This is a genomic window from Mesorhizobium sp. J18 (assembly GCF_007829525.1).
In the GTDB taxonomy this organism is placed as follows: domain Bacteria; phylum Pseudomonadota; class Alphaproteobacteria; order Rhizobiales; family Rhizobiaceae; genus VLJP01.
This window is the reverse complement of the sequence record NZ_VLJP01000067.1, coordinates 1-25000: the sequence shown is the minus strand read 5'-3', so window position 1 is coordinate 25000 and position 25000 is coordinate 1. Positions and strand designations below refer to the sequence as shown.

Annotated in this window: 17 protein-coding genes, 1 tRNA gene and 2 rRNA genes (1 of these 20 cut by a window edge); 13 read left to right on the top strand and 7 right to left on the bottom strand. The window is 59.1% G+C overall.

Features of this window, described 5'->3' with window-relative positions:
- The 3 genes from L598_RS18590 to L598_RS18580 form a co-directional block, all read left to right on the top strand.
- Positions 1-1092 (top strand): 23S ribosomal RNA (locus L598_RS18590); it begins 1716 nt to the left of the window's first position.
- A gap of 115 nt (positions 1093-1207) precedes the next feature.
- Positions 1208-1322, top strand: a 5S ribosomal RNA gene (gene rrf / locus L598_RS18585).
- A 136-nt stretch (positions 1323-1458) separates the two neighbouring features.
- Positions 1459-1535: transfer RNA gene (locus L598_RS18580), tRNA-Met, on the top strand.
- On the opposite strand, the gene L598_RS18575 is transcribed toward L598_RS18580, so the two are convergent.
- The 6 genes from L598_RS18575 to L598_RS18550 form a co-directional block, all read right to left on the bottom strand.
- Entirely contained in the window at positions 1492-3189 is a 1698-nt protein-coding gene (locus L598_RS18575) for a recombinase family protein (RefSeq protein ID WP_144865299.1), read from the bottom strand. The genes L598_RS18580 and L598_RS18575 overlap by 44 nt on opposite strands.
- A gap of 15 nt (positions 3190-3204) precedes the next feature.
- Positions 3205-3468, bottom strand: coding sequence for a hypothetical protein (locus L598_RS18570; protein ID WP_144865051.1), 264 nt, complete (start codon positions 3466-3468; stop codon positions 3205-3207).
- Positions 3469-3684: 216 nt separating this feature from the next.
- Positions 3685-3939 (bottom strand): toxin-antitoxin system HicB family antitoxin, encoded by a 255-nt coding sequence (locus L598_RS18565; RefSeq protein ID WP_144865049.1) that lies wholly within the window; start codon positions 3937-3939, stop codon positions 3685-3687.
- Positions 3936-4355, bottom strand: coding sequence for a putative toxin-antitoxin system toxin component, PIN family (locus L598_RS18560; RefSeq protein ID WP_144865047.1), 420 nt, complete (start codon positions 4353-4355; stop codon positions 3936-3938). The genes L598_RS18565 and L598_RS18560 overlap by 4 nt, the downstream gene beginning before the upstream one ends.
- Positions 4356-4621: 266 nt before the next feature.
- A complete protein-coding gene (locus tag L598_RS18555; RefSeq protein ID WP_144865045.1) occupies positions 4622-4831 on the bottom strand; it encodes an AlpA family phage regulatory protein in 210 nt (69 codons plus the stop codon).
- Between the two features lie 287 nt (positions 4832-5118).
- Entirely contained in the window at positions 5119-6714 is a 1596-nt protein-coding gene (locus L598_RS18550) for a helix-turn-helix domain-containing protein (protein WP_210245027.1), read from the bottom strand.
- Between the two features lie 711 nt (positions 6715-7425).
- Here L598_RS18550 and L598_RS18545 point away from each other — a divergent pair.
- On the top strand, positions 7426-11625 hold the full coding sequence (locus tag L598_RS18545) for an autotransporter domain-containing protein (protein ID WP_186445098.1): 4200 nt from the start codon (positions 7426-7428) through the stop codon (positions 11623-11625).
- A 116-nt stretch (positions 11626-11741) separates the two neighbouring features.
- Here L598_RS18545 and traA read toward each other — a convergent pair whose 3' ends face one another.
- A complete protein-coding gene (traA, locus tag L598_RS18540; RefSeq protein ID WP_144865037.1) occupies positions 11742-14738 on the bottom strand; it encodes a Ti-type conjugative transfer relaxase TraA in 2997 nt (998 codons plus the stop codon).
- A 182-nt stretch (positions 14739-14920) separates the two neighbouring features.
- On the opposite strand from traA, the gene L598_RS18535 reads away from it, so the two are divergent.
- From L598_RS18535 to L598_RS18495, 9 genes are all read left to right on the top strand, one after another.
- Entirely contained in the window at positions 14921-15244 is a 324-nt protein-coding gene (locus tag L598_RS18535) for a conjugal transfer protein TraD (RefSeq protein WP_144865295.1), read from the top strand.
- 4 nt (positions 15245-15248) lie between these two features.
- Positions 15249-15515 carry a conjugal transfer protein TraD gene (locus tag L598_RS18530; protein ID WP_144865035.1) on the top strand — a complete coding sequence of 89 codons (267 nt, stop codon included), beginning with the start codon at positions 15249-15251 and terminating at the stop codon, positions 15513-15515.
- Between the two features lie 162 nt (positions 15516-15677).
- A complete protein-coding gene (locus L598_RS18525) occupies positions 15678-16931 on the top strand; it encodes a helix-turn-helix transcriptional regulator (RefSeq protein WP_144865033.1) in 1254 nt (417 codons plus the stop codon).
- Between the two features lie 114 nt (positions 16932-17045).
- A complete protein-coding gene (locus tag L598_RS18520; protein WP_144865031.1) occupies positions 17046-17930 on the top strand; it encodes a transferrin-binding protein-like solute binding protein in 885 nt (294 codons plus the stop codon).
- Between the two features lie 20 nt (positions 17931-17950).
- The gene (locus L598_RS18515) at positions 17951-19273 is read left to right on the top strand and encodes a porin family protein (protein ID WP_186445096.1); all 1323 of its coding nucleotides are present in this window, start codon (positions 17951-17953) and stop codon (positions 19271-19273) included.
- A 21-nt stretch (positions 19274-19294) separates the two neighbouring features.
- Positions 19295-20212 carry a lysozyme inhibitor LprI family protein gene (locus L598_RS18510; protein WP_186445095.1) on the top strand — a complete coding sequence of 306 codons (918 nt, stop codon included), beginning with the start codon at positions 19295-19297 and terminating at the stop codon, positions 20210-20212.
- Positions 20213-20258: 46 nt separating this feature from the next.
- Positions 20259-21872: a C1 family peptidase gene (locus tag L598_RS18505; protein WP_144865025.1), complete on the top strand. Its 1614-nt coding sequence runs from the start codon at positions 20259-20261 to the stop codon at positions 21870-21872.
- A gap of 3 nt (positions 21873-21875) precedes the next feature.
- Positions 21876-22439: an OmpA family protein gene (locus L598_RS18500; RefSeq protein ID WP_144865023.1), complete on the top strand. Its 564-nt coding sequence runs from the start codon at positions 21876-21878 to the stop codon at positions 22437-22439.
- Between the two features lie 43 nt (positions 22440-22482).
- Positions 22483-25000, top strand: a 2518-nt coding sequence (locus tag L598_RS18495) for a hypothetical protein (RefSeq protein WP_144865021.1), incomplete at its 3' end; no start/stop codon positions are given.

The window sequence follows — 25000 nt, the reverse complement described above, 5'->3', positions numbered from 1 at the left end:
AACACAGGGCTCTGCGAAGTCGCAAGACGACGTATAGGGTCTGACGCCTGCCCGGTGCCGGAAGGTTAAGAGGAGGGGTGCAAGCTCTGAATCGAAGCCCCGGTAAACGGCGGCCGTAACTATAACGGTCCTAAGGTAGCGAAATTCCTTGTCGGGTAAGTTCCGACCTGCACGAATGGCGTAACGACTTCCCCGCTGTCTCCAGCAGAGACTCAGTGAAATTGAATTCCCCGTGAAGATGCGGGGTTCCTGCGGTTAGACGGAAAGACCCCGTGCACCTTTACTATAGCTTTACACTGGCATTCGTGTCGGCATGTGTAGGATAGGTGGTAGGCTTTGAAGCCGGGGCGCCAGCCTCGGTGGAGCCACCCTTGAAATACCACCCTTATCTACATGGATGTCTAACCGCGACCCGTTATCCGGGCCCGGGACAGTGTATGGTGGGTAGTTTGACTGGGGCGGTCGCCTCCTAAAGAGTAACGGAGGCGCGCGATGGTGGGCTCAGAACGGTCGGAAATCGTTCGCTGAGTGCAATGGCATAAGCCTGCCTGACTGCGAGACTGACAAGTCGAGCAGAGACGAAAGTCGGTCATAGTGATCCGGTGGTCCCGCGTGGAAGGGCCATCGCTCAACGGATAAAAGGTACGCCGGGGATAACAGGCTGATGACCCCCAAGAGTCCATATCGACGGGGTTGTTTGGCACCTCGATGTCGACTCATCGCATCCTGGGGCTGGAGCAGGTCCCAAGGGTATGGCTGTTCGCCATTTAAAGCGGTACGTGAGTTGGGTTCAGAACGTCGTGAGACAGTTCGGTCCCTATCTGCCGTGGGTGTAGGAATATTGACAGGATCTGTCCCTAGTACGAGAGGACCGGGATGGACGTATCTCTGGTGGACCTGTTGTGGCGCCAGCCGCATAGCAGGGTAGCTATATACGGACGGGATAACCGCTGAAGGCATCTAAGCGGGAAACCCACCTGGAAACGAGTATTCCCTGAGAGTCGTGGAAGACGACCACGTTGATAGGCCGGGTGTGGAAGTGCGGCAACGCATGAAGCTTACCGGTACTAATAGCTCGATCGGCTTGATCATTCTCATTGCTTGTGCCCATCGCTTTGCGGTGCGAATGGCAATTGTGAAGTGGGCAAACTGCCTAACTTCGACTGCCGCACATGCCAGCTTCTCGATATTGCATGCCTTTTGCCGACCTGGTGGTTATTGCGGGGTGCCTGCACCCGTTCCCATTCCGAACACGGCCGTGAAACGCCCCAGCGCTGATGGTACTTCGTCTCAAGACGCGGGAGAGTAGGTCGCTGCCAGGTCTGCTAAATGCATGCAATGCTTCTCTTTATGACATCCGCCGTTTGTTCGGCGGCAAATTGGCCGCCCTTTTTGACAAGCTCAGGAGTGGCCCTTCTTAAGGATGCTCGTCCGCCAGTATCTGCTGCGGRCGATTGGCGCGGGGTGGAGCAGCCCGGTAGCTCGTCAGGCTCATAACCTGAAGGTCGTAGGTTCAAATCCTACCCCCGCAACCACCGAGACCGACACTCCCGAGGAATCTCCTCTGGGAGTGTTCTTTTTTGCAGACTTTCCAGCAGCTTGCCGTTCGACCCATTCCAGGATGGTGCCGAGTTCGCCATGTAGTGTGGCGTCGATCTGACCGCGCTTCGGGCCGGGGGTGAGAACGACACGCTCGATCAGGCCGCGTAAGGCTTCGGCGGCTTCCTGGCGCTCCTTCGGATGATTGAGGGCTTCGGCCAGACGCTCGACCTTGCGCCGGTAGATGTGGGCTACGTTGGGGTGAATGTCGGGCAGGGGCTCCGGTGTTGTCGCCATGCGCTCCTGTAGCGCCTCCTGCCGGGTTTCCAGTTCGCGCAGCCGGTCCATGAGCATGCGGCTGTAGCCACCATCCTCGATGGCCTGCACGATCTCCTTGAGTGCCTTGTCCACCTTCGCCAGTTCGACGCGGGCGAGTTCGCCACTGGAGCGGCGCTCGCGATTGAGCCGGTTGGTTTCTTCGGCAAAGGCGCGCATGGCGGCTTCGGCCGCTTCCGGTGCCATCATCCGGTCTTTCAGGCCGGCCAGCACGCGCGTTTCCAAGTCTTCGCGGCTGATGGTCCGGCTGTTGGAACAGGAATTGTTGGTGACATGCGCCGAACAGGCAAAGCGAGCCTGGCCGCGCAGGGAGTAGGGACCGCCACAGCAGCCGCAGAAGATCAGGCCGGAGAGCAGGCTCTTGGGCCGGTGCGTGCCGTTGAGGCGGTTTGTGCGGTGATGTTGGCGCACGGCGGCAATGACATTGGCGTATTTGTCGGTCAGCTCGGCCTGCTTCGCCTTCGCCGCCTTCCAGAGCTCATCGGGCACGATGCGCAGTTCGGGAACCTCAGTGATGATCCATTCCGATTCCGGGTTGAGCCGTGAGACGCGCTTGCCGGTGGACGGGTCTTTCATATAGCGCAGGCGGTTCCAGACCAGCCGGCCGATGTAAAGCTCGTTGTTGACGATGCCGGTGCCGCGCGAGACGTGGCCGCGCAATGTCGTGTTGTTCCACAGCTTGCCATTCGGGCCGGGGATGCCTTCTTTGTTCAGGGCCTTTGCGATGTTGCGCGGGGAGACGCCGGCCGCGAAGTCGCGGAAGATACGGCGCACGATCTCAGCTTCCTCGGGGACAATCTCCCGGTCGCCCCGGATCGGCTCGCCATGGGCGTCATACTGTTTGACCACGCGATAGCCATAGGCGTTGCCGCCACCGGACTTTCCTTTCTCGACGCGACCACGAAGGCCGCGCCTTGTCTTGTCGGCAAGGTCCTTGAGGAACAGTGCGTTCATCGTGCCCTTCAAACCGACATGGAGTTCGGAGATTTCCCCTTCGGCCAGGGTGACGATGGTGACGCCGGCGAACTTGAGATGCTTGAACAGGGTCGCCACGTCCGCCTGATCGCGGCTGATGCGGTCCAGCGCCTCGGCCAGCACCACATCATAGCGGCCCGACTGCGCCTCGCGCACGAGCTGCTGAATGCCGGGACGGAGAATGGTGCTGGAGCCGGAGATGGCGGCATCCGAGTGGCGTTCGACGATCCCCCAGCCTTCGCGCGCCGCGTGTTCCTCGCATAGCCGGAACTGATCCTCGATCGAGGCTTCCCGCTGATTGTCGGATGAATAACGGGCGTATAGGGCAACGCGGGTCATGGGCAATCCTCTCTCTCAATCCTGTTCAGGCTCTCCGTCCTGATTGCGGCCCTCTGCCTCTCCTGCCGGGGCCTTGTTATCATTGGCGGCCTGCAACGCCTCGAACTGCTCGCGGGCGATCTGCCGGCCAATCAAGCGGGCGAGGGACAGCACCGCCTTGTCCAGCTTCTGCCATGGGGCGATGTCAGCGTCTGCGTCCTTCCCACCTTCCGGCCCTGGCCGGTGATTGTCGTTGGCCGGAACGATGGTTTCCGGTCTGTTGTCCGTTTCTTCTGGCATCTCGGTCGCTCCCTTGTTGCGGGTCGACCTGATAAGAAATGGACACAAACTCCCCTTTGGAAGCAAAAACTAAGGGTAGTAGGGCTACCGGCGGCAAATACTTGCAAGGTGCGGTTTTGACGTAAGGCTCAAACCGACTTCGCGCGCGAAAACATGGAGAATTTCCTGTTTCCGCCAAGCTGCCGATTCGCGTCCGCATCACAGCCGTTTGCCGACCTACGCAGCATCTTCCGGCATCGGCGGTACATCGGGGGCCTTGTCAAGAAGCTTCGTCAAGTCGCCGCGCTTGGCATTGCCGGCACGGGCCTTGAGAAAGTCGTCCGCCGTCTGCACCGCACCGATCTTCTGTGCAACGGCCGATATGATCCACTGATTGAGCGACACACCGTCTTCCTGTGCCAGACGCGTCGCCGTATCCTTGAGCGACTGCGGCAGTTGCAGCGGGTATTTGTAGCGTTGAGCCTGGGTCATGCGTCCAATCTCCTGACAATTTCTCCCGGTGTGGCGATCGTCATTCCCAATGTCTTCGCCGGGCCGAAGTCCTTGACGTTGTGCGTCACGATCGCGTCGGCCTGCCCGTTCAATGCGGCCTCCAGCACCATCTCGTCGGCGGCATCGGCCAGCATGGGACGCGTGCGAAACGAGATATCGACGCCTTCCGCAATCGCCGCCAACGCGCCCATGACCGCTTCAACGTCCTCCAGGGTGTGCCCTGTCGCCGCTCGCGTTTCCTCCCTGCTCAGCACAGCCTCGTATTCCAGAAACAGCGCCGTCGAGCAAAGCGGCGTGACCAGACCTTGATCCGCAAAACGCAGGAGCAGGTTGCTTGCCCCGTTGCGGCTGCGAAAGGCTGCGACGATCACATTCGTGTCCAGTACCAATCTCATGGGAATATATTGGAAACATCTCATGAGATGTCAATGCAGCCGTCGCTGGGACAGCAGTCATATAGCTTGCACTTTGGCCAACAGGCAGGAAGTTGTCATTGGTCGACTAGCCAATGCTTGGCTGGCGTTGATCGCAACGGCGGCGATGTCCGACCTCACTCGATGCTGCCACTGTCGCACACGACGCCGAGATATGCTGACCGATGTGCGTTTCCACTGCCAGTTGCCAAGGCACAGGCTGGATGGTGAACTTGCCTGCCTCATCCTCATCTTCCACCTTCGCCTTCCTGCCGCCATCTGACGGGATCGGCGACCCAGCGATCGATGTCGGATTCCCTCCACCCGGCACCGTTAGTGCTGATCTTTAGTTGCGCGGGGAACGTGCCCTCGGCCATCTTGCGATAGATGGTGGACCGCGACAGCCCGGTGCGGGCAAGGACGGTCTTCATGCGGACGATACGGTCTGGTCGGTGCATGGTAGCGACGCCTCCTGCTGGTCGTTTCTGACGGTTGCAGAGATCAGTCAGAGCAAGGAATTTTCGTTGCGCAAGAAAGATTTAGCCGGCGCCGTACCATGGCGTATAATCGACGGCAAAAAGGATGGTTGTCGTATCCGAAATTCCGCCCATGCTCGGGCGCTTGTCTTTGATGACGGCAGTTCCGGATGATGCGATAGGTGATTCGATCGGGCTTCTACTGCCCCACAACCGACCACGTTTCAGACGATCACTTCGGCAAGGAAGCGCCTGTGCTCCCACAATCATCATTTTGATCTCCGGCGTGGCTTTCCGGGCGGCATCATGATCTCAGGAAAGCGCTTTGCGATTTCAGGCGCGATCGCCTCTTCCCCGTGATGCCGCTGGAGATGGACCACCAGCCCGCTGAGGATATTCCGCTGGTGAATCCGGCGCCGGAATTGCCGCGCCGACACACGGAACAGGTAGGTCGTGAGATGCTGCCCGAGCTCGGGCAGCATCGCGGCCAGGGCGTGCTCCAGAGGAGGCACGAGGGTTTTGGCCTTGGGCGAGACGAGAAACAGACCGAAGACTGCTTGCCCTCCCGGAACGAAATTGTGCAGCTCGGCGGCGAGATGATCGACCGTGCCACGCTTATCGCCGGCCATCATGGCGGCTGCTTTGAGAATCAGAAGATAGATATGGAATTGCGAGCCCGGCTCGGCCAATTCGATAGCTTTGTCATAGAGGATTGCGGCCTCGTCGATCTCACCCTTGCTGGCGGCGATCTGCGCCTTCATGGAAAAGGCCGCCGCAAAGGCGGTGCTGTTCAGAAAGGCTTCCTCGGTCAGCCGTTCGGCAAGTTCGAGATAGCCCCGGTCGATAAAGCGCAGCAGCTTGGCGATCGCCAGCAGCAAATGCGGCTTATCGTGCACGTCCGGCAATGCTCTTAAGGCAAGGTCTTCGATTTCCGATTCCAAGGCCTGCCAGTCATCGTCACCGAGCGGCGCGGTATGAATTTCGCCGAGGCTCTGGATCAGCCTTGCATAGTGGTTGAGCGCCAGCATGACCGAGTGCCTTGGGTCGGCCTTGTCCGCCTCATGGGCCTGTTTCAGACGCGCCGCGTTCTCGCGCCAGCTCATCGTGTCGTCGGTGAGCATCACAGCCGCATCATGCAGGCGCGTATGGGCCGGACGGTCGGTTGGTTCTGTTGCCGTGCCGTCGGGCAGCGCTTCATGACGCCACAAGGCGTCGGTGAGCGTTCGCGCCAGTTCATTGACGTGGTTCGGGTCGCGTCCCCGCGGCCATGTACGGCGGAAGCTCTCGATGACCCGGCGCGAACGCCCCTCGCGCAGCACCAGAGCCAGGTGCAGATGCTCGGTGTCCGTGTGCGCACTCACATCGAGCGTGAAATCCAGCTTATCGGTGCTTTGCAGATCGAAGCGCCAACCCGGCCGGAACAGAATGGTCCGCTTTGCGCCGGTGGCCGCCTTCAGGGCCGAGGCGAGCCGGTGCGGAAAGCCATTGAGGGCACTTTGGCCATCGCCCAGCCCGTAAATGGGCCCAATGAGCAGAAAGGCCGAGAGCGGTCCTGTCTCGACCGGCTCGGCGGCCCAGACATAGCCTTCGCCATATTGGGTGACGATGAAGCGGGCGGAGCGCGCGCTGTCACCGAGCCTCTTGCGCAGCCGGTTGACGAGGTAATCGACATTGCGCTCCGAGAGCGTGCCGGTTTCATCGCCGAGCGCCTCCAGCAGTTGTGCGCGGGTGACGAGCTCCTGCGGTTGGCGCACGAAGCGCAGCAGCAATGCGCGCTCCTGTCGGGTCAGGCGAATGGTTTCGCCATCATCGCGTTTCGCCGTCAGCATGTCGGGCTGGAAAACCAGATCGTGATAGCGAACCAAGTCGCCTCCTCATTGATTCGTTGCCTTGCTTGCCAGCCCTCAAAACGACCAACGCACGACACAATAAGCAGCTGGGTAAGTTCAGAGGAGGAATTTTTTCGTCTGAAGGGCGAAAAAAACCGAAAATCCGACTCAATCAAATATTGGTGCGAGACTTTTTTGTTATAGCGGCCCGGTGAAGGAATTACTTTCTCTGGCAAATGACACCCGTCCGGACAAGGATCGTCCGGGCGCATGAATGCGGGGACACGACGACCATTGGCTGGAACTGTTGCATTTGACCGTTTTACTGCTGGATTGCGGGGCAGGACCGCACCGAACGGAAGGCGCCTTGCCGAACCGCGGCCGGATAAAACCACGCGCGCCATTGTCCGGTTTCTGCTCTTTCTTGCATTCTTATTCGTCAGTTTTGCCGCGACAACGTCGGTCCAGGCCCAGAATGGTTGCACTTGGCGTTTTTCGGAAGAGGGTTACCAAATCGCCTCAGCCGATGACGGCGGGACGGTCATGCTTAATGTCGGAGACGGAGGCGGTTCGAATGACTTCTTCGGCATCTCCGATAGTAGTGGGTACAGCTATATTACGAGCGTCAGCAGTTCGAATTCGGATGTAATCGAGGTCAGCGAGCGTGGCGCGGCCGACGCCTCTTACAGTGCAAAGTCCCCAGGAAGGGCCACTGTATCTGCCACGACCGATAGTGCAAACTGCCCAATGGCGAGCGTGACTGTCGTCGTTAATCCGAGCGCACCCCCGACGGTCAGTGACACAATGACGTCGATCGATGCCAACAGCACCGACAATCCTGTTACTCTTGACATCGACGGCGAGATGATAGACTCCTTGCAAGTCGTCGATACCCCAAGCCATGGCGAGGCGACGGTCTCGGGCGGTGGCATTATCTACACACCGAATCCCGGCTTTTCCGGCAATGACAGTTTCACCTATACGGCGACGAACGCGGCGGGCACATCCGAAGTGGCAATGGCGTCGATCTTCGTGCGCACTCTGCTGACCATTGCCCCCGATATGTTGCTTGATGGTATGGTTGATACAGCCTATGGTCCGGTGACGTTCACAGTCGATGGTGGTGTCGGACCCTATAGCTTTGAGCAGGTCGGAAATTTACCCGAGGGATTGAATTTCGAGGATGGCACCCTGTCCGGCATGCCGACGGAAGCGGGTGATTTCGATTTCAGGGTTTATGCGAACGACAATGGCTTGTCCAACCCTGTAGGCGATTATTGGGACTTCAGTCTCACGATCAAGCCGCAACAGGCCACTTCCTGCCCGACTTCATGGGAATGGGCCTGGGCCGCAACGGGCGTCGGTACAGATAGTGGAACGACATCCGATGGCGGGGTGGTTTCATGGCCGGTTGAGGGGACCAATCGCCAGGTCCTGTTCGATAATCTTGAAGCAGACGCGCTTTCCAGCCTCACCAGCAGCAATCCGGCCGTTGTGGAGGCCGGCGTGGGAACGCCGAGGGGATATGCCCGGCCTCGCACACCGGGCTCCGCAACCCTGACGGCGGCTTTCGAGGATCCCGCTTGTGATCCCATTACCCTGAATGTCACGATCGAAGTGACCGAGCCCCCGATGACCAACGATGTCACGGTGACGGTGGATGAAGGAAGCGCGGACAATCCCATAGAGCTCGACATTGATGGCTACGGGATAAGTGCTGTTGCCATCGCTTCACAGCCCAACAACGGCACCGTGACGGTCTCCGGCACAGATGTCACCTATACGCCGGATGCGGACTTTTCCGGCACCGACAGCTTCACCTACAGCGCCACAAATGATGCAGGCACATCCGAGCCGGGGATGGTTACCATCAATGTGGAGCCAACAGCCGAGCAACCCACCGTCTCCTGGTTGTTTCGGCCGGCGGGAGACGTCAGCGCGAGCATTGATGGCGCGCCGATTTCATCGGGCGACCCTGTTCCTCCGGGTTCGGTCGTTGACTTTTTGACGCAGCCAAGAAGCGAGTACACCTACACTTACGCCCCGACCGGATGCGGCATTCAATATGTCAGCAGCGATGCTTCTGGCGATCTCTGGCGCACCACGGACGTGACAGAGGATTGTTTCGTGAGGTTCTCGGTCTATCTCATATTGATCAGACCTAACGCTGGTACTCCTGGCGTGCCACCGGATGCCGTGCGCGGCCAGTCCTATAACCTGCAATTCACGACGACAAATGGATATGGCCCCTTCGGCGATTGGTCATGGTCGGTCGATGGCGCGCTTCCCGCCGGTTTGAGTCTGAATGAAGAGACAGGTCTCCTCTCGGGCACGCCGCTGGAAACGGGAACATATAGATTCGACGTGACGGCGACTAACAGCGCTGGACATTCGTCTACTGAGGAATCATATGACCTGACGGTCACTGAACCTTCCGACAATGCCGATCTGTCACGGCTCGATTTGAGCGAGGGTGCGCTGACGCCAGGTTTCGACAGCCAAACGACAACCTATACGGCCTCAGTTCCCTATGAAACGGAAGCTGTGACTGTAACGCCGACGGCAGATGATGAGAACGCGACCATTACGGTCAACGGCCAAACCGTAGGATCAGGTAACCAGTCGCCCGAAATTCTCCTTTCCGTGGGCGACACAACCATCAGAGTTGAGGTGACGGCCGAGAATGGCGCGGCGACAAAAACCTACATAGTCCATGTGACGCGCGCTGCACCGGAGATCACCCTTGGCCCCGATAGCCTGCCGGGAGGATCGGCGGGAACACCGTACCACTCGATGAACATCACTGCCGAGGGTGGCAGCGCGCCCTATGCCTTTGCGGTAACGGCGGGCGAATTGCCTGCGGGCCTGACGCTTGACAGCGACGGTACGCTCTCGGGCACGCCCAGCGAAACAGGCGATTTCACGTTCACCATTGAGGCAACCGACGACGCCGGTTTTACCGGCGAGCGCCAATACACGCTTACCATCAATGCCGCTACGATCACGATTGCGCCTGAGGCGCTGCCGGACGGTACGGGCGGCGTGGCCTACGGGCCGGTTCCCCTCACGGCCGAGGGCGGCACCGAACCCTATATCTTTGCGCTGGCAGACGGCGATCTCCCTGAGGGGCTGGATCTCGCAGAAGATGGCACCCTCTCGGGCACGCCAACCGAGGCGGGCAGCTTCGACGTCACGGTCGCGGCGACCGACGCCAACGACTTCACCGGCGCCCGCGACTACACACTCGTGATCGACGCGCCCGAGATCGCCGTCACCGTGCCGGACTTACCGGATGGCGAGGTGAATGCCGAATATGGTTCTGCGAGCTTCACCGCCGAGGGCGGCACTGAGCCCTATGCGTTTGAGCTGGCCTCGGGTGAGCTGCCGGAAGGCATGACGCTTGACAGCAACGGCATGCTGTCGGGCACGCCCACCGAAGACGGCGATTTTGCGCTCACCGTCAGAGCCACGGATGCCTATGGCTTCGAGGGCATCGCCGAACCCGTCACATTGACGGTCGAGGCGCTGAACCTTCCCGTTGCGCAGAACCACACATTGGAGGTGATGGCCGGAACCAGCGGCACGCTCGATCTGACGCAAGGGGCGACTGGTGGGCCGTTCACCGGGGCGGCCATTGTTTCTCCTCCCGAAAGCGAAGCCGGCGAAACCCGCCTCGAACGGGACGGCGATGCCTATCTCCTGCACTTTGCGGCTTCCGGAACTTTTGCGGGAACCGCGAGCCTCAGCTACACGCTCGCCAATGAAGATGGCACGTCGGAACCGGCGACCGTCACCCTCACCGTGATCGCGCGTCCCGATCCTTCTCTCGATCCGGAAGTCATCGGCCTGATCCGGGCACAGACGGAAACGGCCAAGCGTTTTGCCAACACCCAGATCGGCAATTTCAACCAGAGGCTCGAACAGCTTCACAACGAAGGCGAGCAACGCAGCAATTCCATCGGCGTCAATGTCTCCGTCCAGCAGCCGACGGACAATGCCACCGCCTATGCCGATCAGGAGGCGCCACGCGATCCGGCCCTCGATTCCATCGGCCAGGTTGCACCATCTCCGGCCGAAAACGAAAACCCGCTCCTGTCTCAGCCGGCTCCCGATCGGTTTGGCGATCTCGCCTTCTGGAGCGGCGGCTTTGTCAATTTCGGCACCAATGACGATGGCGCCATCAATCTCGATCACACCCTGGTCGGGGTGAGCGCCGGTGTCGATTATCGCTTCACGCCGCAACTGACCGCCGGCTTCGGCGTCGGCTATGGGCGTGATGCCACCGACGTCGGCTCCAACGGCACCGAAAGCCGCGCCGAGGCCTTCTCGCTCGCCGCCTATGGCAGCTATCGACCGGTGCCCGGGTTCTTCATCGACGGGCTGGCCGGCTACAGCACCATGAGTTTCGACAGCGAGCGTTTTGTCACGGCGACCGGCGAGTTCGCCGCTGGCTCACGCAGCGGCGACCAGCTCTTTGCCTCGCTCTCGGCCGGATACGAGTATCGCAATGACGGCCTGCTGATCTCGCCCTATGGCCGGCTGTCCGGCTCCCATTCCACGCTCGACGCCTTCACCGAGAGCGGCGCGGGTATGTGGAACCTCATCTATGGCGAGCAGACCATTGATACGCTCTCGGGCACGCTCGGCCTACGCTTTGCCTATGACATTCCCATGGAATGGGGTGTGCTGACCCCGCGCGGGCGGCTCGAATACACCCATGACTTCGAGGGATCGAGCCGCGCCAGCCTCGGCTATGCCGACCTCGGCACGCTGCCCTACGAACTCGATATCGAGGGCTTTTCGCGCGACCACCTTGCAATCGGCCTTGGCTTCGATGCGCAGATCGGCGACAACACCACCCTCGGCTTCGACTACAGCACCGCCTTCGGCACCAATGGCGACAGCCAGGATCACACCTTCGGATTAACGCTGGGGATGCGGTTCTGACGGTATTCAAGAGAGGGAATGAAGCGAACTGAACGCTGACACCGATCAAGATCATCAGCATCCTTGATCGGTGGCAGCGGTCGCTTACAGCGACTCGGTGAGCTTGTTTCCCCGTCCTACATTCCGATATCCAGTCCCCTTCCCCTGCCGAGACCATGACTGAGGGCGAGGTCCCCGCTGATGCCCAACCCCCTGTCGAAGGTGATGCCGAGTTCCCGCCTGCGGTTGGCGAGCAGGGATTCCATCTGCGGATCGCGTTCGAGGCTTTTGGCCATTTCACCCATCCATGACCGCGTGGAGCGATAGCCGGAATAGTCGCCGGCCGCATACTGGCGCTGGCTGGCCTGGCTGAGCTTCTGCCAGCGTTCCACGAAGCGATCCGCCCGGCGCTGCGGATCAGAGCGGATTTCGGTTTCGAGCTGGAGGGCGCGAATGGCGCGGCCGATCCTGCCCGTCGCCGCCTCGTGGGAAAGGCCGGCATCTCGGGAATAGGCTTCCTCCGCATCCTTCGATCCGAAGGGGCGTAGCTCATCGAATGTCCTGCGGGCACTTTCCAGTTCATCCAGTTGCCCGCGGCTGACCTTGCGGCCGTCATCCTCGGTGGCATAGATCCTGCTCACGGCCTGGGCATGGCGTAGGAGCGCCAGTCTGCGGGCATCGCGCATAGCGTCTTCCGGATCGATGCCGGCTTCCTGCGCCACTGTCTCGATCTCCTGCTTTAATCCCCCGCTGGCTGCCTCCCTTTCCGGCCCTTCCGCATTGTCACCGGGAGAGCGTGTATCGAAGATGATATCGCCGATCCTGTCGCGGGCGTTTTCCAGTACGCGGTCTCGTTCGATCTCGACATCACGCGTCCGGAGGGTGATGCCGCGCCGCTCGGCATAATCCTGCACCGGGTCGATCTGTTGCTGGTAATCCGACGCCATATCCTTTGCCCGGTCACGCGACAGCGTGTTGATGAGCCTGTCCTGACTGGTGAAGTCGTCGCGACCGTAATGCAGCTCCATGCCGTTGCGGTGACGCGACAGGGCGACATAGCTGCCGTGGGCGTCCATGCCTGGTGTCGCCAGCACATGCGTCCGGTCCACCGACATGCCCTGCGCCTTGTGGATGGTGGCGGCATAGCCGTGGTCGATGCGATCGTAGTCCTTCAGGTCGAATGAGACGTTTCGGCCATCATCGGTGCGCACGGTCATGGATGTTGTGCTGATATCCTCGATGGTGCCGAGCGTGCCGTTCTTCACGCCAAGCCCGCGTTCGTTTTGCAGGAACATGACGCGATCCCCTGCGGCGAAGCTGCGCTCCCCGCGTTCGACGGTGACGCGCACGTCCTCGCCCAGATCGCCGGCGTCCCGCATTTTTCCCCGCGCGCCTTCGTTGAGTTCCCGCACTTCCGCATTGGTGTGGGTGAGGATGATGCGGCTGGCATCCGGTGATGCCTGTCGCTCACGGTCCCAGCGGTCTATCAACTCTTCGCGGGCCTGCTCGCGCGTCTGTGCCTGATGCACCATGTCGTGACGGTCATAGGCATCGATCGCGTCTCGCGTTTTGCCCGTCGCCAGATCGCGCGTTGCATCCCGCTGCCAGTCCTCGCGCTGGCGGCGCACGGTCTCGATTTCGACACCGCCATGACGCTCATGAATGGACCGGAAGGCCGCGCCCGCCTCGATGGATTGCAATTGCTGCGGATCGCCCACAAGGACGATCTTTGCACCGACCTCCTGCGCGTGAGAAAGCACGCGCTCCATCTGGCGCGTGCCGACCATGCCGGCCTCGTCGATGACCAGCACATCGCGGCTGGTGAGCGTATCGCGCCCGTTCTGCCAGCCATGTTCCATGCTGGCGATGGTGCGGGACGCTATGCCCGATCCACTTTCGAGATTCTCCGCCGCGATGCCGGAAAGGGCAACGCCGCGAACCTCGTAACCGGCAGATTCCCAAACCTCGCGCGCAACGCCCAGCATGGCGCTCTTTCCCGTTCCGGCATAACCGACAACTATCCCGAGATCGCGGCCATCGGTGACATGCGCAAGCGCATCGGCCTGCTCGTTGGACAAGGACAGCCCGCGTTCTTCCGCCCGCGCAAGTGCGGCCTCTCTGTCCCTGTCGCTGACGTCGTGCAATTCCTTCTCGGCCATGAGTTCTGCCGCGCGATGCAGACGCTGTTCGGCCTCGATCATGTCGCGCGTGGTGAAGCGGTCATGGCCGCGCCCGTCCTGCCCCAACTCCACCAGATCGGGCGAATTGCGCATCGCGCCCATGACTTCGTTGAACTGGTCGATACCGTCACTGTGCCGATGCGCGAACTTCGCCATGTCGCGGCGTGTGAAAGTCGATTGCTGATGTGTGATCGCGTCGAGTGCAATGGAAGGATCGGCGATGATGCGCTCGCCATTATTGCGGGCGATTTCGCGGTGCATCTCCGCACGGTCGGCGGCCTCGATGCCTTCGCCTTCGACACTACGTGTCTCTATCCTTTGTGCCGGTGCGCCGATCTGCGTTTGCGGCTCAAGATCGATGCCCTGCGCCTCAAGGCTGCGATGGTCGATGCGGGCGTCGATGTCGAGTTCGACAAGCCGCTCGTTGACATGGCTTGCCCAGCGTTCGCGCCAGCGCTCCACCATCTCCGTGCGGTTCCAGTCACGTTGTTTTTTGCCGAACCCGTCTTCATCGACTTCGCGCATGGTCAGCATGACATGGGCATGGGGTTTGGGCATGCCGTCTTCGCCGATGTCCCAATGGACATTCAGATCGGCGATCATGCCCTGATCGACAAATTCGGCCTGCGCGAAGTCGCGGGCGAGTTCGATCCCCTGCGCTTGCGTCATCTCGCGCGGAATGGCAAACTCGATCTCGCGTGCAAGCTGCGCGTCCTTGCGCAGTTCGACGGCTTCGACATCGTTCCAGAGCCGTTCGCGATCTTCCCACACAACAGGCGCGTTCTCCGGCAACAGCACCTCGGAATGAACAACGCCGCGCTTGTTGGAAAAATCCTGATCGCGGTCGAGGCGGTTGTCGCGCAGCCGTGAGGCCGAGCGGTAGGCGGCGGACGCCACCGCGCTCTGGCCGCTCTTGCGGGAAATGACCTTGACGTGAAGATGATAGATCGCCATCGCGATCCAAGCATTGGCACGGTCAAGCGCACGTCGGAACGACGTATAAGCGCGCCCTCCCTCGAAAAAATCTCGGGATGGACCGGGCCGTGCCAGACCGTCCCGGCAACAATACTGCGTTCCGCCGTCTGCGCAACTATCCTTACCGCATCAACCACTTGCGACCGGAAAAGGATACGAACATGCGCAAGCCACGGGACTATGACGCGGAACTGAAGGCGCTGGAAGGCAAGGCCAAGGAACTCAAAACCCGCAAGGTGCAGCAACTCGGCGAACTGGTGATCGCCACCGGAGCCGATGTGTTCAGCGCCGAGGAATTGGCCGGTGCGTTGGTCGCGCTGGCCGAGACCACGGACGCAGCAAAGAGGGAGGCGTGGGCGAAGCGCGGGGAAGTGTTCTTTCGCGGCAAATCCCGGCGATCTGCACGAGCGCCTGACCGCGATGAAGGCGGCGCTCAAACGCAATCGCGCAGCGCGCAACCGGCGTCAGGCACAGCGGGCGCGTAGCGACATGCGAAGCTGGCAGGTCGAGCGCCGCAAGCGCACGCGGCATCTGATCGAACTCGGCGGACTCGTCGTCAAGGCGGGTATCGTGGAACTCACCGGCGATGACCGCGCCGTGATCTACGGCGCGCTGCTCTGGATGGCCGACAAGCTCAAAAGCGAGCAGAGCGAATATGCGCGGGAGCTATGGGCCGGAAAGGGGAAGGAAGCATTTGCAGCGGAACAGCCGACAGGCGCGCATGACAGAACTCAATCACATCAGGATCGGGGTTGACCGATGGCGGGCGGCGCGGAGATTCGCGCCCCATCGCCGACAATGATCAACTCCATGTCGATCGCATCTGGTGGTATGAGGAGCAGAAAGTCCCAGCCAAACAACTGAAGCGCGGTCGCTGCTGACTCGCCAACGGGTCACGCGTTCCTCTAAGTGAGATTCTTGCATTCCACGCTCAGCCGTCGTTTTATGTTCGAGGGCTTGGGAGTTCTGCATGGTCTGGATATCGCTTCTATTACCAACGGCCGGATTGGCCCGCTCGTTTCCATGGGCGGACCCCTAATGCTGGATACTTCCGAATTGAACCGCCGGCTGGTGGGAGAAGCTAGGGAAGTTATCGAGAACGCCGCATTCGACCCCTCAAGTTGGGCAACGGTGACGGAGGTAATATCCAATGTGATCCCCGACAGTTTCGCGGCCGTTTTTAATCAGGATAAAGTTTCCGACCAATTCAACCTTGCGATAATGACAGGGATGGAAGCAACTGACTTCCAATCGTTTCTTGAGTACTATGGAGCAATTAACCCTTGGGATCGCGTATGGGCACAACGGCCCCAAGGCCACATCCTCGTTTCGGAATCAGAAGCGCCACTTCATAGCTTCTCCGAAACAGAGTTCTTTCGCGATTTTTACCGTCATCTAGGAGGGTTCGAGGCTGGTGTCGGAACACGTTTAAACGTCGGGAATGCTGACGATCTCTACGTCTCGTTTCACTATCCGATTTCATTGGCAAATCGTATTGACGACTCGGTGGCAATGGCCATGCAACAGCTACAGGGTCATTTCGCTCGCGCCATCGAAATCAATCGCAAGTTTGCGAATGCGATCGACAAATCGGTGTCAGCCGCCGCGCTGATTAATCGCGGAGAGGACATCGGCTTTGCCGTCGACTTCAACATGCGTCTCTTGGATACAAACCCTGCTGCCGATCTCGCCCTCGCCCTAGGAAACCCCATTTGCGCATCAAACGGTGTGGTGCGACTGAAGGATGAGAACTGCAATAAATGGATTATTGCCTCGGTACGGTCGCTGTTGGCGGGTAGGCAACCGTTGACTGTCAAGCGTCTTTATCGCGATGAAACTGCTCTCTGGCAAATATCGATCTTGCCGGTTCCCGAGCCTGTTTCAGCTGCCAAGCGGTTTGTTTCTCTCCGGCGTGTAGTCGTCGTGCTCATGCGAAACTTAAGTATTTCATCGGGCGCACCGGATAACCAACTCTTGGCGCAATCGTTCAAGCTTACTCCAGCGGAGATACGCCTCTGTCTCGCCCTCGCTGATGGACTGACCTTGAGGGAGGCCGCAGAGCGGCTCGCCATCACTCGCGAGACCGTACGCGACCGCCTTAAAACTGTTTTTCAGAAGACGGGCACAAACAGGCAGTCCGAGTTGATCTCACTGCTGATTAGGCTCCGCTGAACCATTGATCTGAAACACTTTTGTCCCTGCTCACCCCTCAAATGGGGGTTTCCCGCCTGTCTTCCTGAGCCGTATTCAAACGAGAACGTCGTTCTCAGCAACAGGGAGATCTCCATGCCAGTAAATAAATTCGTGCTTGCCTCGACCATTCCGCTTGCTGCTTTTCTAGCAGGCTGCGGGAGTGGCACAACAGGGTCGATTGGCCCAGGACCTGGGCCTGGACCGGGATTTACGGCAACGGCCGGAGGCTTGGCGGCTTCCGCAAATGTTACACCGTCCGGGATTGAGGTTGCGTCGGGAGAAAAGAGCACGGCCGAGATCGACTATAACGAGAACAGCGATCAGATCACGATGGCCTTCAGTGGGGGCAACCTCGATGGGCGAACGATTGGTTTTCAGCCCTGGACGGAAGAAGGTGATCAGCCCCTGCAGGCAGACGCGGTTTCAGGGCTCGCTGCCGGAGAAGATGCCGGCGCTCTCACCGCGTTGTATGCTGAAGACAAAGCCTCGTTCGCAGGTGTCGTAACCTTGGAGTCCGGTGACTTCCTCAACCCGCAGCCAGGCGACAAAGTGGATATCTATGCCCTTTATGGTGCCAACCCGGCCCACGGCGAGCATTCTCTTCCGGGTGCAAATGATACGCTGGAGTACGCCGGTACGATGGTTGGCGTTGGCGCGGATAGTCCAACCAACGCCGGAAACGCTCGTGGCGACGTCAACATCACGGCCGATTTCGGTACTGGCGATGTCGAAGGCACCATCAGCAATATCGCAGTGGAAGGAGCAGCGTTTGGTGGTGGGGATGTTGGGTTCTCGGCCACGATGAGCACGGATAAGGCTTCCTATGAAGGGACCGACATCACGATGGGCGGTGCGGCCGCTACCGGCAACGTGGAAGGCGGCTTCTACGGTATTGAGGCGGCAGAAACGGCAGGGGCGATCATGGCCGTGTCCGACGATAATGCACTGGTTGGTGCCTTTCAGGCCGACAAGCAATAGCGATGGCGGGACATTTGCCGATGCAGGCATATCTGTCCATCCAGAGGCGAAAGCGGAAACGCTTTCGCCTTCTGCTATCGTTCCTGTTGGCGCTCGTCCTTTGCGGATTTGTGCAGCAAGCCGCCGCGCAAACTCCGTTTGAAACGCTTCTATCGCTTCTCCACGAAGCGCGGTATGATGAGGCGCGGGAGTTCGCCGTCAGTATCGCTGGCAACGAAAAGGTCAGGGAAAACAATCTCGCCCTGGTCGAGGCTATCATTCACAAACGCGAACGTCGTTTCGAGAAAGCCGCCGACGAATTCTCCGCTCTACTGGAAAGGGACCCTTCTTTCACACGTGTGCGGCAGGAACTCGCCCACACGCTCTATCTCATGGGGGACGATGATCGTGCGCGCTACCATTTCGAGTTCCTGAAAAGCACGGTCGACAACGCTTCCCTTCGTGCCGCCTACGATACGTTTCTTGTCGCCATCCGCAAGCGACGGCCTTGGTCACTCAGCGCCTCCATCGGCTTTGCCCCGAGCACGAATATCAATGACGGAACACCGGATAGCACCGTCTATATCGCCGGCGTTCCGTTCACGAACGAAAATGCGGCCAAGAGCGGCGTCGGCTTTTCCTACAACCTTTCCGGCAGCTATCGCTTCGACCTGACTGATCAATGGTCCTGGACGCTCGGCGGCGGGCTATCAGGGGCAAGTTATACAGAGTCTCGTTTCGATCGCCTCAGATTGCGTGGTTTCTCCGAAGTGTCCACAGACATCGGCAACTGGCGCGTGGGCGCAGGCATTTCGGCAGAAAGAATGTTCACCGGATGGCGAGGCTACAGCAATGCCGTCGGGCCTTACCTGTCCGCACGCAGCCATCTGGGGAAACGAGGCAGCCTGGAAGGTCGGCTATCATGGGCCAAGCGCAACTATGATGTGGTTGACGCCTATAATGGTTCTGAAACCGATCTCGTGCTGCTCTATCGGCACATAATATCGCCGAGGCTAGCAATCACCATCGGTACATCCGGCCGAATGGTCAAAACCACACGATCCTTCACATCCTACGCCTCCGTCCAGCCAAGTCTTTCCCTGGATTACCTGTTCAACAAGCATTTGATCCTGCACGGTCGTGCATCTTACGAACACCGTGCCTATCGGTCTGACTTTCCGCTCACCGGTGAACCACGTCGCGACAACAGCTTTACGCTTGGAGCAGGAGCGACGCTGCGGGGTCTATCCTTCAAGGGTTACGTTCCTCAGATCAATTATGAGTACCATCAATCCCGGTCAAATGTCGCACTGTTCGATCGGGATCGGCATAGCGTGGGGATCGCTATCACAAAGAAGTATTGAATGTGGTTGTCGGGGAATGACATGGCAGTGTCCAGCGCACAATTTGGGCGGATCGGGCTGTCGCTTCTGGCAGTCCTAGCCCTTCCTGCGATCTTTGCGCTTTCACGAGAGGCATACGCCATCGAGCGCAATGTGGGGCATGACATTCGCGAGTGCCAGGAAGACCCGCGCTTCGGCGAGACGGGCGGTGCCATGATCGGCGACTGCCTGCTGGAGATCAGCGATCAGGTTGATGCGGAAATCGAGCGCATCATCGCGCGTTCCGCCAAAACCTATTGCCGTCAGGAGGACCGTGCGCTTCTGGCGCGCACGCAAAGCGACTGGCAGACCTACCGCCAAGGCTATTGCGAACTGATCGAGAGGTCGCCCGGCAACACGCCTGCCTATGTCAATTCCGCTGCCTGCATGCTGGAGACCGGGCGCGAGCGGCTGGCGAACCTTGCCTATGTCGTTGACTACGGTCAGCCCAATTGCCCATTCCAAAAGCTGCATATGGACGAAAGCCGCTTCGGCGACCCCGTTGGTGTCTCGGTCGAGATGTCGTTCCTTCCGTTGATCTGGGAGGCGCGTGCGAAGGACGAGGCGCTGACGCTGGAGTTTCGTCGCAACGCGCGCAATGACAACACTGTTATCGGTGAGGTCGATCTATCCGGCTGCATCTTCTGCCCCGAAGGGAAAGAGGATTGCGACGACGGCGTGTTCTTCATGGAAGTCAATGACACGCCCTCCAGGCATTATCTGTTCTATGCCTGCCACCTTGCTGACGGCGCGCGGCGGCTGGAACTGTTCGGTCTGTCTGAAAGGAATCCCCCGTTTCGGTACTGGGATGTCACGGAAGCATCCGGCTTTGAATGGGCGCTGGAGCCGCGCACGTTGCAGGTTCTGCCGACAGGCTCACTGCAAACGCTTACCTGGCCCGATCGGCGAGGCACGCGGTGAGCAGACACAAGGAGCGGGCTACATTGATGATTACGAAGATTGATGAATGGTGGAGCGTTGGGCGGAAGGCATGAAGTCGATGAGGCGCAACATTATAGGGATTTGGAGACGTCGCATTGCCGGAACAACCTTGCTGTTTTTCGCCATCGGCGTGGTGGCGCAAGCGCAGGAACCGGATGATTTCCCCTATGCGACCGGGGGGCTACCCGCCTCCGACGAAGAAATCGCGATGGCACCCCGGATCCCGCTGACGCGTAATTTCCTGCCGGAACTGCGAGACCTTTCGGATCGGTTCCCTTCGGTTGGCAGTCAAGGGAGGTTGGGGTCGTGTACATCTTGGGCAGTCGGCTATGCCGCACGCTCTTATTACAGTGGCCTGTCAACCGGCGGCCGGTATTCCCGATCCAACATACCGAGTCCAGCCTATATGCATGGCATCATACGTAGTCCCGAGCCTGAGCGCGGCCAATGCGCCGGCGGGGCTTCGATCCGCGACGCCCTCATCCTTCTTCAATCGGAAGGTGTCAGTTCGATGCAGGACATGCCGTATTCCGACCGAAGCTGCGCTCCGCCCAGCACAGAATTAAGAGCAATGACACGGCAGTCGAAACCGTTCAGCATCGACAACTTTGTCATGATCTACAAGCGTGAAGAAGACAGCAGGGAAGCCTTTCTTGACAAGATAAAGACAGAACTGGCCAATGGCCACCCCGTCATCACATCGGTACAGACGGATCGTGCTTTTCACCGGTTGCGTGGCCGCACCGTCTGGCATCGTTCGGAGCCGATCAATCGGTATGAGCGCGGCTGGCATGCAATAACGCTCGTCGGGTACAGCGAAAAAGGGCAATATTTCAAGTTCATCAACAGTTGGGATACGCGCTGGGGAGATCGCGGGTTTGGCCGCCTTAGCTACCAGACGGTTCTCGATCATGGTCAGATCAGCTATGCAATGCGGGTGCCGGAAGCCACGCCCCCACGACCCGAACCCGAGCCGACACCCCCTGATCCGCCAAACGTTGTCAAGATTGAACTGCCTGCCGTTAGTTGCGGAAATCTGTCGCAAGATGAAGTGGGTGGCAGGCATACGATCACCGGCTTCGTGCGAGAGGAAGACGATCTTGAAAAGCTGAAGGAAGCTGTCGGCTCAAGGGATGTCGATATCGACGTAGCGTTGCGTCCCTGGCCGCAATGCGAGGCGCTAATGACGCTCGAAGAGCCTCTCGCCGATGATGGGCGGCCAGCCATACAGCTATCGGAAACAGCCTATGCCGAGGGCGATACGCTCAGCTTCTCGGTCAGTACGGGTGCTTTCGAGGGCTATATCCATGTTGCCTATGTTCAGGCCGACGGCAATGTCGTCAATCTCGTGCAGCAAAGCGCCGTCAACCTGCAAACCCTCGGGCGCGGCACCGAACTCAAATTCGGCGATGGTGAAGAAGGCAGGGCCAAGTTCGTCGTGTCCGAACCCTATGGGAAGGAGATGGTGATCGCCATTTCCTCTGCCAGCCCGCTATTTGACGAACCGCGCCCGACCGTTGAGGTGGAGCGAACTTTTCTGACGGCGCTGCGCAAGGCCATTCTGGCGCGGCCCAATCCGAACCTGCCGGAACGCCGCATTTCTGCAACCTATGCAGTCCTTGAAACCAAAGGAGAATGATCGATGAAACTCTTCAAACTTGTTTTCCTGGGAGCCGCGCTGGCCGTGTTTCCGGCGCAAGCTCAAGAAGTCACCCCATCATCCGATGAAATCATCGAGGCGCTTCTACCGATGGATGCGGCCGGACGCCGAGTCAAGGGCGCGCGGTCTCTGGTAGGCGAGCCAGGCGAAGAGGAAAGACAAGGGCGCGGCGTGAAGGTTGTCGGCGGGGAAGATGTTCCTTTCATCGATCTGCGCGTGGCCTTCGAATATGACAGCGACCGGCTGTCCAACGATTCCATGCTGACGTTGCAACGCTTGGCCGCCGCTCTGTCGAACGAGCAACTCCAGGGATCGAAGTTCCGCATCGTTGGCCATACGGATGCGCGCGGATCGGTGGAATACAATCAGGATCTTTCCGAGCGGCGGGCACGCTCGGTTGTGCAATACCTGGTCGAGCACAACCACATTACCGCTGACCGGGTCGAGGTTGCCGCGCGCGGCAAAAGCGAACTGATCGAAGGTATCGATCCGGCAGACGAGCGCAATCGTCGGGTGGAGATCCAGAATATCGGCAAGGCGGAATGAAGCAACACCACGCAGCATAGGGCAATTTACAGGAGGCATTCAGGTGAGGGTACCAGCGGTTTTCATGGCATTGTCGGCGTTCGCTCTGTCAGCGGTGCCTGTCGATGCACAACTGCTCAAGGCCCGTGGCGACCAAGCGCAGTTGAGGAGGGGACCGGGAGCCGAACACGCGCCCCACAGTGTCCTGGCCGGCCGCGATACGGTACTTCAGCTTGGGAGAGAAGGCGAGTGGATCGCAACGCATCGGGGTTGGGTCGAAGCGGATTCCGTGGAATGGACTGTTCCTTTGGAGGAGCGTGGGGAGCCGGCGGTTTCGGTGAGTCCCGTTGTTTCGATCGATAGTCGCGTCAATAAGCATGCCGTCTCGCCAAACGGAAGCCTGATCGCTCTCAGCAAGCTGGGCGGAGAGCGCGAGGTTCTGGTATTCAAAACGCAGGACCAGCAATTTGTAACCCGGCTGGATGTTGCTGATTTTGGCGGCTACTCCGATATTGCGTTCCTGGATGAAAACACTCTACTGCTGCTCAAAGGTGATCGCACGAGCGGTATAAGCGAGCCAGAGATCCCGTCCGACGAACTTGTTATCGACATTCCATCCGGCAAGACCCTGTTCAGGGGGCGCGGCCTGTTCGGTTATCTCGGGCGCAATCCGCATGACCGGGAAGGACACATACTTTCCTTCACAGCCGATCTGGTCCGGCTGCACGATCCGCAGAGTTTCGAGACGCTTGCAGCAATAGGCACCTGCTCTGGAGATGATGTTCCTTGCAAGGAGGTTGAATCAACTTTCCTGGACGTGTCTTACGACAAGGCGAAGGACGAGATTTCTGCCATCGTCAACGTGGAGGCCTCTGCTCGTGATAATGACAGCGGTTTTATAAACCCGTACTATTACTACCTGATTGTCCGCGCTTCCTCACTTTCCGAACTGGCCGACAAGATTTCGTCATTGTCTGGCACGCGGCTCGATACTGACCTTGAAACCCATTTTTTCACGCAGATTCCGGCGCAGGATCTGTTCCTGACCTGGAAATTTGGTGATGCCGTGGGTGAGCCTGGTGCTACGCTGGTAGAGGCATTCGACATCCAGACGAAGCGACTGTCCGGGGATTTCCTGTTCTTTGGAACCGAAGCAGACATTGTCATCTGCAAGGATGAACAGGACATATTCGGTTGGACATCGGGCGTTCCAGCCACAGGCGAGACAATCGAGACGGTGGAACTCACATCGATCAGATTGGAATCCGACAGGTCACTCGTGCGCAATCCTGCGGGAATGTCTCTCGCACGCAATTGGTCGAACGGTGCAACTGTATGTCTCGATCCGGGACGACGCGCCTCCGTGCGGGAACAGGCACATATTTTCTCAATCGATGAGGGCAGCACTCCTGAAATCAGCCAGGTGGATGTTCAATACAACCCATACACCTTTGCCTTGAGATATGAGGGAGAAATCATCCGGTGGGGCGTTGAGTTTGCCGAATCGCCGATCATCGACCTTGATCGTCTGGAGGAACAGGCAGCTCCGATCGAAGAGTTCGAGGATGCCGAATCTGTTCGCGGGTATAGCTTTGCCAACCCGGCAGGGGAGCGTGTGGTAACGCGCACCAACGATCTTGGTCCGATACGGATCGTCAACAAAGACGGCCGAGAGAGGATCATTTCGGACACCGAAGCGCGGAATATATTCGCAGGGTATGTACGTTCCTATGACGGCTCAGCGATGCTGGTGATGAGTGGCCAGAGAAAGCTGTCCATTCTCAACACGGTGACCGGCGATCTTGTTGAAATCCGGGAGATGGCAAACCTGGATGCCTATAATGAACAATACGGGACTGATCGATATCTGAAGGAGGGATGGATGGGATCTTCGTCTAGCGAAGGATCTACCTTTGCCTTCTCCGCGGATGGAAAACTGCTTCACGTTCTCGAGCAAGATGCTTCTAAAATCGAGGTAATCGATACGTCCACCGGCATGAAGCTGCGGGAATACCCTGCCGAGCTGGGTTGGTGTGGGACAGCAGCAGCTACGATGCCGCCCAACGGCAGGTTTGCATGTCAAGACTCCGACGGGATCAATATCCTCAATTTTCAGACAGGAACGATCATAACGAGAGTTCCGGTTTCCTCCTTTCTGCAGCTATCTCAGCTTGCACTGGATGAGCAAGGTCGGCTCTTGTTCCAGGTAACCGGTGAAGGGATATTGATCCATAGTATTGCAAGCGGTCGCGAGATCGCACGGTTATACATGCAGCGAGGCTCCTCTAGTGAACAGAATGGTGAGGCCACAGAACCCAGATGGCTGCTGATCACCACAGAAGGGTTTTATGCAGGCAATACTCGTTCCGACGAATTGTTGCAGGCAGCGTTTGGCGTTGATCAGGTCTACGCCATCGACAAGTTCCGCGATGCGCTCTATCGGCCGGATCTTGTTGCGGAGGCGTTGAAAGGGGACCCTGAGCGTTTGGCGGCTGCTGCCGCTAGTGAGATTTCCCTCGAAAAAATACTGCACAGCGGTGCCGCGCCCGAAATCAGAATCCGGGGTGATCTGGCCGGCGACC

Bases quoted from the DNA above. Each gene is read 5' to 3' on its own strand.
- traA (WP_144865037.1), bottom strand. From the start codon at position 14,738: ATGGCGATCTATCATCTTCACGTCAAGGTCATTTCCCGCAAGAGCGGC.
- L598_RS18510 (WP_186445095.1), top strand. From the start codon at position 19,295: ATGGCAGTGTCCAGCGCACAATTTGGGCGGATCGGGCTGTCGCTTCTG.
- L598_RS18565 (WP_144865049.1), bottom strand. From the start codon at position 3,939: ATGACCCAGGCTCAACGCTACAAATACCCGCTGCAACTGCCGCAGTCG.
- L598_RS18515 (WP_186445096.1), top strand. From the start codon at position 17,951: ATGCAGGCATATCTGTCCATCCAGAGGCGAAAGCGGAAACGCTTTCGC.
- L598_RS18545 (WP_186445098.1), top strand. From the start codon at position 7,426: ATGGCGAGCGTGACTGTCGTCGTTAATCCGAGCGCACCCCCGACGGTC.
- L598_RS18555 (WP_144865045.1), bottom strand. From the start codon at position 4,831: ATGCACCGACCAGACCGTATCGTCCGCATGAAGACCGTCCTTGCCCGC.
- L598_RS18530 (WP_144865035.1), top strand. From the start codon at position 15,249: ATGCGAAGCTGGCAGGTCGAGCGCCGCAAGCGCACGCGGCATCTGATC.
- L598_RS18505 (WP_144865025.1), top strand. From the start codon at position 20,259: ATGGTGGAGCGTTGGGCGGAAGGCATGAAGTCGATGAGGCGCAACATT.
- L598_RS18575 (WP_144865299.1), bottom strand. From the start codon at position 3,189: ATGACCCGCGTTGCCCTATACGCCCGTTATTCATCCGACAATCAGCGG.
- L598_RS18535 (WP_144865295.1), top strand. From the start codon at position 14,921: ATGCGCAAGCCACGGGACTATGACGCGGAACTGAAGGCGCTGGAAGGC.
- L598_RS18560 (WP_144865047.1), bottom strand. From the start codon at position 4,355: ATGAGATTGGTACTGGACACGAATGTGATCGTCGCAGCCTTTCGCAGC.
- L598_RS18500 (WP_144865023.1), top strand. From the start codon at position 21,876: ATGAAACTCTTCAAACTTGTTTTCCTGGGAGCCGCGCTGGCCGTGTTT.
- L598_RS18570 (WP_144865051.1), bottom strand. From the start codon at position 3,468: ATGCCAGAAGAAACGGACAACAGACCGGAAACCATCGTTCCGGCCAAC.
- L598_RS18520 (WP_144865031.1), top strand. From the start codon at position 17,046: ATGCCAGTAAATAAATTCGTGCTTGCCTCGACCATTCCGCTTGCTGCT.